The 11479-nt window shown below is 68.9% G+C and carries 12 protein-coding genes; 9 read left to right on the top strand and 3 right to left on the bottom strand.

All coding sequences use genetic code 11. From position 1 onward, the window contains the following. Both BDO18943_RS12600 and BDO18943_RS12595 read left to right on the top strand, forming a co-directional pair. Entirely contained in the window at positions 1 to 747 is a 747-nt protein-coding gene (locus tag BDO18943_RS12600) for a fimbrial biogenesis chaperone (RefSeq protein WP_175022540.1), read from the top strand. Next, entirely contained in the window at positions 744 to 1772 is a 1029-nt protein-coding gene (locus tag BDO18943_RS12595; protein ID WP_175022539.1) for a fimbrial protein, read from the top strand. Before BDO18943_RS12600 ends, BDO18943_RS12595 begins: the two co-directional genes overlap by 4 nt. 117 nt (positions 1773 to 1889) lie before the next feature. Here the strand turns inward: BDO18943_RS12595 and BDO18943_RS12590 are convergent, their stop codons facing one another. Both BDO18943_RS12590 and BDO18943_RS12585 read right to left on the bottom strand, forming a co-directional pair. Then, positions 1890 to 2027, bottom strand: a complete 138-nt coding sequence (locus tag BDO18943_RS12590; RefSeq protein WP_011351930.1) for an HHHH-motif protein — start codon at positions 2025 to 2027, stop codon at positions 1890 to 1892. A 46-nt stretch (positions 2028 to 2073) separates the two neighbouring features. Further along, on the bottom strand, positions 2074 to 2301 hold the full coding sequence (locus BDO18943_RS12585) for a hypothetical protein (RefSeq protein ID WP_175022538.1): 228 nt from the start codon (positions 2299 to 2301) through the stop codon (positions 2074 to 2076). A 325-nt stretch (positions 2302 to 2626) separates the two neighbouring features. On the opposite strand from BDO18943_RS12585, the gene BDO18943_RS12580 reads away from it, so the two are divergent. From BDO18943_RS12580 to BDO18943_RS12550, 7 genes are all read left to right on the top strand, one after another. Continuing rightward, positions 2627 to 3283, top strand: coding sequence for an RNA polymerase factor sigma-70 (locus BDO18943_RS12580; protein WP_175022537.1), 657 nt, complete (start codon positions 2627 to 2629; stop codon positions 3281 to 3283). An 86-nt stretch (positions 3284 to 3369) separates the two neighbouring features. Further along, positions 3370 to 3612 (top strand): MbtH family protein, encoded by a 243-nt coding sequence (locus BDO18943_RS12575; protein ID WP_021163602.1) that lies wholly within the window; start codon positions 3370 to 3372, stop codon positions 3610 to 3612. 44 nt (positions 3613 to 3656) lie between these two features. Beyond that, positions 3657 to 4664: a TauD/TfdA family dioxygenase gene (locus tag BDO18943_RS12570; protein ID WP_175022536.1), complete on the top strand. Its 1008-nt coding sequence runs from the start codon at positions 3657 to 3659 to the stop codon at positions 4662 to 4664. Next, positions 4664 to 5512, top strand: a complete 849-nt coding sequence (locus BDO18943_RS12565) for an ABC transporter ATP-binding protein (RefSeq protein WP_175022535.1) — start codon at positions 4664 to 4666, stop codon at positions 5510 to 5512. The genes BDO18943_RS12570 and BDO18943_RS12565 overlap by 1 nt, the downstream gene beginning before the upstream one ends. Beyond that, complete coding sequence (gene fhuB / locus BDO18943_RS12560) at positions 5509 to 7599, top strand: Fe(3+)-hydroxamate ABC transporter permease FhuB (RefSeq protein WP_175022534.1); 2091 nt, start codon at positions 5509 to 5511, stop codon at positions 7597 to 7599. The genes BDO18943_RS12565 and fhuB overlap by 4 nt, the downstream gene beginning before the upstream one ends. After that, positions 7596 to 8396 (top strand): siderophore-iron reductase FhuF, encoded by an 801-nt coding sequence (gene fhuF, locus BDO18943_RS12555; protein WP_175022533.1) that lies wholly within the window; start codon positions 7596 to 7598, stop codon positions 8394 to 8396. Before fhuB ends, fhuF begins: the two co-directional genes overlap by 4 nt. Next, positions 8393 to 9430, top strand: a complete 1038-nt coding sequence (locus BDO18943_RS12550) for an ABC transporter substrate-binding protein (RefSeq protein WP_175022532.1) — start codon at positions 8393 to 8395, stop codon at positions 9428 to 9430. Before fhuF ends, BDO18943_RS12550 begins: the two co-directional genes overlap by 4 nt. A 193-nt stretch (positions 9431 to 9623) precedes the next feature. Here the strand turns inward: BDO18943_RS12550 and BDO18943_RS12545 are convergent, their stop codons facing one another. After that, the gene (locus BDO18943_RS12545) at positions 9624 to 11369 is read right to left on the bottom strand and encodes a cyclic peptide export ABC transporter (protein WP_043182792.1); all 1746 of its coding nucleotides are present in this window, start codon (positions 11367 to 11369) and stop codon (positions 9624 to 9626) included. Positions 11370 to 11479: the final 110 nt, after the last annotated feature.

Raw genomic sequence — 11479 nt, 5'->3', positions numbered from 1 at the left:
ATGAACCATTCCCTCTCCCTTTCCTTTCCGCGGCGCGCATGGTGCGTGCTCGCCACCGCCGGCGCGCTGCTCGCGGGTGCCGCGCAGGCGGCGATCGTGCCGGACCGCACACGAGTGATCTTCAACGAAGGCGAACAGGCTGCGATCGTCACGATCACCAACAAGAGCACGACCTATCCGTATCTCGTGCAGTCTTGGCTCGAGGACGAGAAACACAACAAGATCACGTCGCCGCTGATGGTCGTGCCCCCGCTGCAACGCGTCGAAGCGAACGAGCGCAACGTGCTGCGGATCGCAAAGCTGCCGGGTGCCGAGCTGCCGGCCGATCGCGAAACGGTGTTCTACCTGAACATTCGCGAAGTACCGCCGAAGAGCGATGTGCCGAACTCGCTGCAGATCGCGCTGCATACGCAGATGAAGCTGTTCTACCGGCCGAAGGCCGTGCAGCCGGTGCGCGACGAGGACTGGACGCTGCCGATGACGCTGCGTGTGGACGCGGCCGCGCACAAGCTGGTGTTCGACAACCCGACGCCCTATCACATCACGATCGTCGACGTGGCGTCGGGCGCGCAGAAGACGCCCGTGCCGCTGGACCCGGTGATGATCAGCCCGATGAGCACGGCCGACGTGCCGTTCAAGGCCGCGACGCTGTCGACGCTGTTCGTCACGCATGTGGACGACTACGGCGGCCAGGTGGCGGTGGAGTATGCGTGTGAGGCCGGTGCTTGCAAGAGCGTGAAGAAATGAGCTGGGGCACGCGAAGCGGGGTGACGGCGCGGATGCCCAAGTGGCTCCGGTGGTGTGTGCTCGCGCTGTTCGTCGCGCTTGCGCAGCCGGCGTGGGCGTTGAAATGTGTCGCGAACGGCAGCGGCATGTCGCTGACCGAATCGATCGGCAATGTCGCGTCGTATCCGACCGATGCGCCGGACGGCTACGTGATCTGGGTCTCGCCACCGCGCACGACGACCGGCTATTGCTACAAGGATATCCCCAGGCTGCAGAACTTTCCCGAGCCGGTTTACTTCTACGCGAATCCGGCGACGCAGAATCCGGCTGCATGGGGGCTCGAAGTCGGCATTCGCTACGGTGGCGAAGACCATTACGGGCACGGCAGCTTGCTGGGTGATCGCATCGAAACGGGCAGTTCCGTGGGCGTGTGCCGTTTGAGTGATTGGGAGGTCGGGCAAGGGTTGTGCCCCAAGGTGCCGATCAGCATCACGTATCAGATTGTCGTGCGCAAGCGCGGAACGTGGGTGACGCCGCCGTCAGACACCTATGCGGTGTTCCAGTTCGACGGCGAGCGCGGGCTGAACAGCAATGGAAGTTTCCGCTACTACCTGAGCGGGCTGCAGAAACTCAAGCCGACGCCATGCACCGTCGACGTGCTGGTGACGCCCGAGCCCGGCATCGTCAATTTCCGCCAGGTGCAGGCGTCCGGCAATGGCTTCCTGCCGGCCGTGCCGCGCGAGCGGTTTTCGCTGTCGCTGACGAAGAAATGCAGCATCCCGGTGCGCGTCGACGGTTACTTTGAAGCGACGAAGGGCGACGTGCAGAACGGCTTGCTGGTGCCTGAAAGCAAGAGCAACTTCGGCATTGGTCTGGAAGACAGCCAGGGCAAGGCGATCGAATTCAACAAGCAATTCACGCTCGCGCAGTTTGCGGCCAACGTCGCCAATCAGAGCGTGATGCTCGACGCGGTGCTCAAGTCGTTCGGACCGCCGAAGATCGGGCCGTTCGACGCGTCGGCGACGATCCGGATTTTTCTGTATTGAGCGCTGTGCGGCGTGAGCGGCGTGCGTTGCATCGTGCGACGCAGGTTGTTGCCGCAGAGTCGGTAAAACGAAAAAAACGCCGGCTTGCCGGCGTTTTTCGCATCTGCTGCGCGAGGCTCAGCGCACCCAGCGGCACATCTTGTGATGGTGATGATCGAAGTGACACACCCGGTGCGGATGCGCTTCGGCGATGGCCGGTACGAGTACGGCGGCGGCGAGCGCCGCGACGGTCAGGGTTTTCAGTAGCGTCTTCATGTTGAGGTGCGGTCGTTGAATAGCGGGTCACGGGAGCGGCGGGGCCTTACCACTGCGGCCGCTGGTCGTCCCGGCGATCGTCGCGGCGGTCGTCATGCCCGCCCGGATGCTGAGCCTCCCAGTCGTGGCGCTCCCAGTAGCGATTGCCGTCCCAGTAGCGATCGCCATGCCAGCCGATCGTGACTTCGGCCGGGGCAGGATAGGCAACGCAACCGGTGAGCATCACGCTCGACAGCGCGCCCACCATGACAGCGGATAACACGATGGATTTCATGTTGTTCTCCCTTGGAAACGGCAAGTCGATCGTACGAGCCCTCAAAATTTCACGTGGTAATAAGTTGCTACCGCGCATGACAGGCGCAGGCGTTTCGTCAGACTCGTGAAAGATCGTGTCGGCGCGACGCCAGCCATGCGCGCCGGACGGACGCGCGGGTGGCCGCGTGCCGCGACCGGCCGCGCGCGTCCCGTCTGTTCATGCAACGATTCCGGCGATTATTCAGACAAATCCTGGTAGTCGAAAGGGTCATCCCGTAATCGGATTGAGAATGATTTGCGTTTACGTTAAATTGCGCTATCTCGGAATTTGACGGAGCAGATCGATGGCGATGGCGGAAGTGCTCGACCGACCGGCGGCGGCAGCGGCGAACCCGTTCCTCGGCCGTCATTCCGATCGGCCGCTGCGTGCGTGCCGTGCCGCGGAGCCCCGTGCGCAGGGGGCGTTGCTCGACGTGCTGATCTCGCATCGCGCGATGCTCGTCAATGTCGCGCGCGGCTTCGTCGGCTGCGCGAGCCGCGCCGAGGATGTCGTCCACGACGTGTTCGTGAAGCTCGTCGAATTCCCGAACCAGGACGCGGTGCGCCAGCCGGTCGCGTACGTGACGCGAATGGTGCGCAATGCGTCGATCGACGCGTGCCGCCGGCAAAGCCTCGAGAACGTCTATCACACGGAAGAGGACGACGGCTTCGACGTGCCGTCGCCCGAGCCGACGCCGGAAGCCGCGCTGCTGACGCGCGACACGCTGCGGCGTGTGTGGGCCGCCCTCGATGACCTGCCGGCGCGCAGCCGCGCGGCATTCGAGATGGTGCGGCTGCGCGAGGAGACGCTGCAGACCGCGGCGCGCGCGCTGAACGTGTCGCAGACGCTCGTGCATTTCATGGTGCGCGACGCGGAGCGCCACTGCGCGGAATGCCTCGACGCGTGCCATCGCGGCGTCGCGTGCCCGGTGTTCCTGGGCGGTCGCGCCCGGCGCCGGTAAAAAACCGCGCCGGCCAATCGTCTATCAGACAGGAGCGGCCGACTCCGCCGCTTCGCCACCTTCAACCGCCTCAGCGATTTCCGATCATGACGCAAGCCACGACGCCTTCCGCCGACACCGACGACCTCGTCTATACGGTCGTCATCAACGACGAAGAACAGTATTCGATCTGGCCGACGTTCCGGCCCGTGCCGGCCGGCTGGCGCGAAGTCGGCGTGAGCGGCCCGAAAGCCGACTGTCTCGCGCACATCGAGACAGTCTGGACCGACATGCGCCCCGCGAGCCTGCGCCGCGCGATGGACGGCGAGCGCGCATCGCGCGCGTCGTGACCCGCTGCGCCGTGATCCGGCGCGTCACCTGAAGAGGACGTTGCATGACCCTGCTTACGTTGCCGACGCTCGACGACCTGCGTATCGAGCCGGGGCTGCCCACCGTCGTGTCGCCGCGCGGCAGCGACGGGATGTCGATCGACGACGTCGCGCCGCTCGCGCGCGAGATCGCGGCCGACACGCTCGAACGGGCGGGCGGCGTGCTGTTCACGGGTTTTCACGTGCCGTCGATCGACGCGTTCCAGCAGTTCGCGGCGTCGTTCGGCGATCCGCTGATCGGCTATGAATACGCATCGACGCCGCGCAGCCAGGTGGAAGGCGCGGTCTATACGTCGACCGAATACCCGCCGCACCGCGCGATTCCGCTGCACAACGAGCAGTCGTACACGCGCGAATGGCCGCTGCGGATCTGGTTCCACTGCGCGCTCGCGGCGCCGCACGGCGGGGCGACGCCGATCGCGGACAGCCGCGCGGTCTATCGTGCGCTCGATCCGGCGCTGATTGCGCGTTTCGAGAAGCGCGAGCTGCTGTACGTGCGCAATTTCGGGCAGGGGCTCGACCTGCCGTGGCAGCAGTCGTTCGGCACCGACGAGCCGGCCGAGGTCGAACGGATGTGCGCGGCGCGCGGCATCGAATGCGCGTGGCGCACCGATGACGACGGCGAGCTGCTGCTGCGCACCCGCGAACGCTGCCAGGCCGTCGCGCGCCATCCGCGCACGGGCGACCGCGTGTGGTTCAACCAGGCGAACCTGTTTCACCTGTCGGCGCTTGACGACGACATGCAGGAAGCGCTCGTCGACGCGGTCGGGCTCGAGAACGTGCCGCGCAACGTGTATTACGGCGACGGCGAACCGCTCGAAGCGGACGCGCTCGCGGAGATCCGCGGCGTGCTCGACCAGCAGCGCATCGTGTTCCCGTGGCGCACGGGCGACGTGCTGATGCTCGACAACATGCTGACCGCACATGCGCGCGACCCGTTCGAGGGGCCGCGCAAGGTCGTCGTCGCGATGGCGCAGAGTTACACGGTCCCGCGTGACCGAACGGAGGATTGATGACGCGTAGTACCGCCGCGCTTGCCGCGCGCGGGCTGTCGGTAGGGTATCGCGACCATGTCGTGATCGACGGGCTGGACCTGTCGATCGCGGCCGGCCGCGTAACCGCGCTGTGCGGACCGAACGGCTGCGGCAAGAGCACGCTGCTGCGCACGCTCGCGGGCCTGCAGCCCGCGCGTGCCGGCCATGTCGAAGTCAACGGCCAGCCGCTCGCGTCGTTTCGCCGTCGAGCGCTCGCGCGCGAGCTGACGATGCTCGCGCAGTTCAACCAGATTCCGTCGGGCCTCACGGTGCGCGAGCTCGTCGCGTACGGGCGCTATGCGTACGGCGGCTTCCTGCGCGGCCTGTCGCGGGCCGACCATGCAGCGATCGACGAGGCACTCGAGACGAGCGGCCTCGCCGACGACGCGGGCCGCGACGTCGGCGCGCTGTCGGGCGGCGAGCGCCAGCGCGCGTGGATCGCGATGGCGCTCGCGCAGCAGGCGCCGATCGTGCTGCTCGACGAACCGACGACCTATCTCGACATCCATCACCAGCTCGACATCCTCGATGCGCTGCGTGCGCTGAACCGCGCACGCGGGCTGACGATCGTGTGGGTGCTGCACGACCTGAACCAGGCGGCCGCGTACAGCGACGAGATCGTGCTGATGCGCGCGGGGCGCCTCGTCGCGCAGGGCTCGCCCGATGCGATGCTCGAACCGGCGCGGCTGCGCGCGGCGTTCGGCGTCGAGATGCTGAAGATCGCGCATCCGCAGACGGGCGCACCGATGTGCGTGCCAGCCTACGGGCCGTCGACCGACGGCGCGCCGCAGGCGGCCGGCGTCTTCGACCGGGATCTCGCCGTATGACGACGCTCGCGACGCGCAAGCGCCTCGTGGCGGCGGGGAAGGGCGCGGCAACGGGCCGGGCCGGTACGATCGCGATCGGCCTCGTCACGTTGATCGCGCTACTCGCGGCGCTGCGCGTCGCCCCCGATCTGCGCGTGTGGTGGGGCGCGGTGCCCGGCAGCGATGCCGCCGCGCTCGCGCACGTGTTCCTGTTCGACCTCAACCTGCCGCGTGTCGCGGCGGCGCTCGTCGCGGGCGGGTGCCTCGGCATCGCGGGTGCGCTGTTCCAGTCGCTCACGCGCAATCCGCTCGCGTCGCCCGACCTGCTCGGCGTGACGGGCGGCGCCCAGCTCGGCCTGCTCGCGGCGATGCTCGTGCCGGCGCTGGCGGGCGTCGCGTCGGTGCCGCTGCTGTTCGTGTGCGGGCTGGCCGCGGCCGCCTGCGCGATCGTCGCGGCCGGCGGCTGGCGTGCGACGCCGTTGCGCCTCGTGCTCGCCGGCAGCGTGTGCATGCTGCTGTTCGCCGCGCTGTCGACGCTCGTGCTCGCATTCTTCGAGCAGAACATCGCGGGGGCCGCGCTGTGGACCAACGGCAGCCTCTATCAGCCGGGCGCGACGGGCCTCGCGCTCGCCGCACGCTGGCTCGTCGTGCCGCTCATCGCATTGCCGTTCGTGATCCGGCCGCTGAATCCGCTCACGCTCGGTGACGATGCGGCGGCCGCGGCCGGCGTGCGCGTCGACGCGACGCGGTTCGCCGCGACGATCGTCGCGGTCGCGTTCACGAGCGTGGCCGTCAGTATCGCGGGCCCGCTGTCGTATGTCGGCCTCGTCGCGCCGAACCTGCTGCGCCAGGTGCGCGGCGCGCGCGCGGCTCGGCTCGGTGTGCTGGTGCCGCTGTCGGCGCTCGCGGGCGGGGCGCTCGTCCTCGTCACCGACAGCGCGGTGCTCGCGTCGGGTCTCGACGCCACGCTGTCGACCGGCGTCGCGATCGCGCTGGTCGGTACGCCGCTGATGCTGGCGATGATCCGGCGCGGGGCCGCGTGGTCGGGCGTGCTGCACGCGGATGCCGAACGCGCGGCGGGCGGCGGCTCGACGCGGCTCGTCGGCTGGCTCGAACGGCTCGGCTGGCCGCTGCGCACCGTCCTGTTCGTCGTGGCAGGCGTACTGGTCGTGTTCGTCGGCGTGTCGGCCGGCTCCGAGTGGCTGTCGATCGCGCGCTGGTCGGCCGCGTTGTCCGGCCACGATGCGCTCGCGCGGATGCTGATCGACCTGCGCATGCCGCGCCTGTTGTGCGCGCTTCTTGCCGGCGCGCTGCTGGCGGTCAGCGGCGTCGCGATGCAGAGCGTCGTGCGTAATCCGCTCGCGGGCCCCGAAGTGCTCGGCGTCACGCAAGGCGCGGGGCTCGTCACGCTGTTTGCGCTGTCGACGTGGCCGCTGATGGGCCACGTGACGCTCGCGGCCGCCGCACTGATCGGCGGCGGGCTGTCGCTCGCGATCACGCTTGCGCTGAATCACCGGCATCGTTACGCGCCGCTCGCGGTGGCGCTGACGGGCATCGTGATCGGCGCGCTGTGGACCACGCTCGCGCAATGGCTGATCACGCAGGAAAGCGTGCAGCCCGCGCGCTTCGTCGTGTGGCTCGTCGGCGGCACCTATGGCCGGAGCTGGGGCGAGGTGTCGATGCTGCTGCCGTGGTGTGTGCTCGCGGTGCCCGTGTTCGCGTGGCTCGCGAAACCGCTCGACATGCTCGCGCTCGGCGACGACCAGGCGGCCGCGCTCGGCCTGCCGGTAGCCGCGCTGCGGCCGCTTGCGCTGACGATCGCGACGCTCGCCGCGTGCGCGGCCGTCGCGGCGGTCGGGCCGGTCGGCTTCATCGGGTTGATGGCGCCGCACGTCGCGACGATGCTCGGCGCGCGCCGGCACCGGACGCGGCTGTGGCTCGCGGCCGCGTGCGGCGCGCTGATCCTCGGTGTGGCGGATCTCGCGGCACGAACCGTCGTCGCGCCGCGAGAAGTACCGGCCGGCGTGCTGACCGCGCTGATCGGCGCACCGTACCTGCTCGGGCTGCTGATCCTCGAGGGGCGCCGCGCCCGGCGCGCAGGGCGATGACGCCCGCGCTCGACGGCGCGCGCGCCACGCGCTTCTCGGCGTTCGCGCCCGAACCGTTCGCCGAACACCTCGACGTCGTCTGGCTCGGCATGCCCGACGACGCGCACGCGCCGGGCCGCCTCATCGTGCCGGTCAGCGCGTTGCCCGCACACCGCGACATCGTGCTCGACGCGATGGTCCGCCATTACGGCGGCGATCCGGCGCAGCATGCGCGCGCGCTGATGTCGCAATGGAGCAAATACTATTTCGGCCGCGCGGCGCCGGCCGGCGTCGTCGCCGCGCTGACGCTCGGCCGGCCGCTCGACATGACACCCGAGCGCACGTTCGTCGCGCTCGACGACGGGATGCCCGCGGCGCTGTACTTCACGCACGATGCACTCGGCGAACCGTGCGACGACCCGGCGCCCCGCTATGCGGGGCTCGTCGCGCATCTCGGCGCGGTGATCGACCTGCTCGCGGCGATGGGCCGCGTCACGCCGCGCGTGCTGTGGAGCAACGCGGGCAACCTGCTCGACTATCTGCTCGATACGTATCGTTCGCTGCCATGCGCCGCCGATCCCGTCCGCGATGCGGACTGGCTGTTCGGTTCGAGCTGCGTTCACGGCGAACCGAATCCGCTGCGTGTGCCCGTGCGTGATGCCGTGCCGCGCTCGGCGCTGCTGCCGACGCCGTTTCGCGCGCGCCGCGTGTGCTGCCTGCGCTATGAAATTCCTGGAGAAACGCAACTGTGTGGAAGCTGCCCCCTGCTACTGACGATGGACGACACGGCGCTGGCCGAGCAGGTCGCGATCCGGTGACGGATGCCGGCCGCCGGGACGCGCTCCGCGCACTCGCAGCGCTCGGCGCCGCGTGCTGCGGCGCGTTTTTCGCGTCGTCCGGCGCCGTTGCCGCGAACCTCGATGCCCATCGTGCTCAGGGCGTGCGTGCGCCGGGTGCCGTGTCGGTGGCCGGCAATCCCGTCGTGTCGCAGGCGAGCGCGACGATGCCGGTGCGCCCGCAACGCGTGGTCGCGCTCGACTTCATGTTCGCGGAAAGCGTGATCGCGCTCGACCTCGTGCCGGTCGGGATGGCCGATACGGCGTTCTATCCGGGCTGGCTCGGCTATCAAAGCGAGCGGCTCGCGAACGTGACCGACATCGGTTCGCGCCAGGAGCCGGGCCTGGAAGCGATCGCGGCGGTCAAACCCGATTTGATCATCGGCGTCGGTTTCCGGCATGCGCCGATTTTCGATGCGCTCGACCGGATCGCGCCGACGATCCTGTTCCAGTTCAGTCCGAACGTGTCGGACGGTGGTGTGCCGGTCACGCAGCTCGACTGGATGCGGCAGATCTTCCGGACGATCGGTACGGTCACGGGGCGCGACGCGCGCGCGCAGGCGATCGATGCGCAACTCGACGCGGGCATTGCACGCAATGCAGCGCGGCTCGCGGCCGCCGGACGCAAGGGCGAGCGCATCGCGCTGCTGCAGGATCTCGGCTTGCCCGACCGCTACTGGGCCTATACGGGCAACAGCACGTCGGCTGGCCTCGCGCGGGCGCTCGGCCTCGATCCGTGGCCGAAGAAGCCGACGCGGGAAGGCACGCTGTACGTGACGTCGGCCGACCTGCTCCGGCAGCGCGACCTGGCCGTGCTGTTCGTGACCGCATCGGGAATGGACGTGCCGCTGTCCGAGAAACTCGATTCGCCGGTGTGGCGCTTCGTGCCCGCGATGCGGGAACACCGGATCGCGCTCATCGAACGCAATATCTGGGGGTTCGGCGGGCCGATGTCGGCGCTGAAGCTGGCCGACGTGATGACCGAGACGATGCTGAAGCTGCCGGCCACGCGCTGAGTGCGCGGCGGTCGATCGGCGGAGGATGCCGCCTGGATTTCCATGGGCAGGGCGTTTCGGTTGGCCTGACTGGCGGTGAACGGCGCGAGCCTTTACACGAACGCACCGCGCGCCGCCAATCTTTCTTCCTGAAGCGAAAATCGCCGACGCACTGCCGCTGCAGCGCGTCGGCGATTTTTTATCGACTGACGTGTTACGCGCTCAGCGCATCGACGCCATCCTGCGCACGTGACCGCGCCGGCGTCGTGTCGCTGACGATGCGCCCGTTGTCGAGCTTCAGCAAGCGGTCGGCAAGATCGAAGTAGCGGTCGTCGTGCGTGATCACGATCACGGCCTTGCCGCGCGCGCGCAGCTCGGGCAGCAATTGCTCGTAGAACACGGCCTTGAACGACGGATCCTGATCGGCCGCCCATTCGTCGAACAGGTAGAACGGCCGGTCCTCCAGGTACGCGACGACGAGCGCGAGCCGCTTGCGCTGCCCGGTCGACAGCGCGCGGGTCGAGAACGCGCCGTCGACCACCTTCACCTTGTGATCGAGTGCGAGCTTCGCGACGAGCGCGTTTGCGCGCGCGTCGGCCTGCGCGCGGGACGGATCGTCGGGATCGACGATGCCGAGCAGCGCATCGAACAGGTGGAAATCGTTGAACACCGCGCTGAAGCGCTGCCGGTACGCGGCGCGCTCGCGCCAGCCGATCGTGCGGCCATCGACCTCGATCGTGCCTTCCTCGGGCTCGTAGAGCCCCGTCAGCACCTTCGCGAGCGTCGTCTTGCCGCTGCCGTTGCCGCCAACGATGAACACCAGCTCGCCCGGCTGGATCGTCAGGTCGATCGGCCCGATGCTGAACATCCGTTCGTCGCGTTCGTGGAAGTACGCATGCGTGACACCGCGCAGCGTGACGGCGCCGGCCGGCGGCACGTCGGGAGCGTCCGACGCGGGCGGCACCGTGCGCAGCGCGCCGAATTCGGCCATCACGCCTTCGATCCGCGTGAGCGACACGCGTGCCGCGTTGACGGTCGGCAGGTTGTTCAGTAGCCCGTCGAGCGGCACGAGCATGAACAGGAACACGACGACGTAGCCGGCGGCTGCGGCCGGATCGGCATGCACGCCGAGCTGCGGCCAGAACGACGCGACGCCGAGGAACGCATAGAACAGGAAGATGATCCAGCCGACGCCGACCGCATACGCGCTGAACGCGCGGCGGCGGTGGTCGCGCACTTCGCCGATCGCGGCGCCGAGCTGGCCGTCGACGAACTGGCGGGCGCGTTCATCGTGCAGCTTCAGCTCCTTCGCGCCGGAAAACAGCGAACCGAGATAGCCGAACAGCCGGTCCTGCGCCTGGCCGGCCGCTTCGAGCGATGCGATCGCGCGGCGGTCGCCGGTGTGATAGCCGAGCGAACCCGCGACGATCGCGGCCAGCGCCAGCAGGCACACCGGCCACGACAGCCACGCGAGATAGCCGAGGCAGCCGAACACGATCGAGCCGTGCATGACCAGGTTCGGCAGCGCGAAAAAGAGCATCGACACGTTGGTCGCGTCATCGGTCAACACCGACTGCACGGGCGCCGCGCCGATCCGCTCGATGTCGCGCAGCTCGGCCGCGCCGACGCGCCGCGCGAGATGCACGCGCAGCCGCGCCATCGTGTCCTGTGACAGGCGCGCGAACAGCGTGCCCGACACGATCCGCGTGACGAGTGCGATTACCGCGCACAGCGCGAAGCGCCACGCGAGCGACGCGTCGGCGGCGCCCGGCTGCGAGAGCGCGCGGTTCAGCGTCGCGACGAGCAGCACGCTCGCGACGCCGTTCAGCACGCACGCGGTGAGCGCCAGCACGAGTGACGCGCGGCTTTCGCGCAACAGCGCGAGGATCAGGCGCGCCGCGGGGCGGCCGGGGGAAGCGTCGAGGGACGGCGGGGAAGAAGGCTCGTGGGCAGCTGTCATCGGCAACGTCGGTAAAGGGAGGGCAGGCGAAAACGCGAAAGCAGCGGGCGAGGCGGGGCCCCGTTCCGGCTTTCCTCCCTGATAGACGAATGGGCCGCGCAAATATTTAG

Origin of the sequence: Burkholderia aenigmatica (assembly GCF_902499175.1) — a bacterium.
Lineage (GTDB): Bacteria > Pseudomonadota > Gammaproteobacteria > Burkholderiales > Burkholderiaceae > Burkholderia > Burkholderia aenigmatica.
The sequence above is the reverse complement of the archived record's forward strand: the minus strand, read 5'-3'. Positions and strand labels throughout refer to the sequence as shown.

Excerpts from the sequence above, each read along its gene's own strand:
- BDO18943_RS12600 (WP_175022540.1), top strand. The coding sequence starts at position 1 with ATGAACCATTCCCTCTCCCTTTCCTTTCCGCGGCGCGCATGGTGCGTG.
- BDO18943_RS12595 (WP_175022539.1), top strand. The coding sequence starts at position 744 with ATGAGCTGGGGCACGCGAAGCGGGGTGACGGCGCGGATGCCCAAGTGG.
- BDO18943_RS12590 (WP_011351930.1), bottom strand. The coding sequence starts at position 2,027 with ATGAAGACGCTACTGAAAACCCTGACCGTCGCGGCGCTCGCCGCCGCC.
- BDO18943_RS12585 (WP_175022538.1), bottom strand. The coding sequence starts at position 2,301 with ATGAAATCCATCGTGTTATCCGCTGTCATGGTGGGCGCGCTGTCGAGC.
- BDO18943_RS12580 (WP_175022537.1), top strand. The coding sequence starts at position 2,627 with ATGGCGATGGCGGAAGTGCTCGACCGACCGGCGGCGGCAGCGGCGAAC.
- BDO18943_RS12575 (WP_021163602.1), top strand. The coding sequence starts at position 3,370 with ATGACGCAAGCCACGACGCCTTCCGCCGACACCGACGACCTCGTCTAT.
- BDO18943_RS12570 (WP_175022536.1), top strand. The coding sequence starts at position 3,657 with ATGACCCTGCTTACGTTGCCGACGCTCGACGACCTGCGTATCGAGCCG.
- BDO18943_RS12565 (WP_175022535.1), top strand. The coding sequence starts at position 4,664 with ATGACGCGTAGTACCGCCGCGCTTGCCGCGCGCGGGCTGTCGGTAGGG.
- fhuB (WP_175022534.1), top strand. The coding sequence starts at position 5,509 with ATGACGACGCTCGCGACGCGCAAGCGCCTCGTGGCGGCGGGGAAGGGC.
- fhuF (WP_175022533.1), top strand. The coding sequence starts at position 7,596 with ATGACGCCCGCGCTCGACGGCGCGCGCGCCACGCGCTTCTCGGCGTTC.
- BDO18943_RS12545 (WP_043182792.1), bottom strand. The coding sequence starts at position 11,369 with ATGACAGCTGCCCACGAGCCTTCTTCCCCGCCGTCCCTCGACGCTTCC.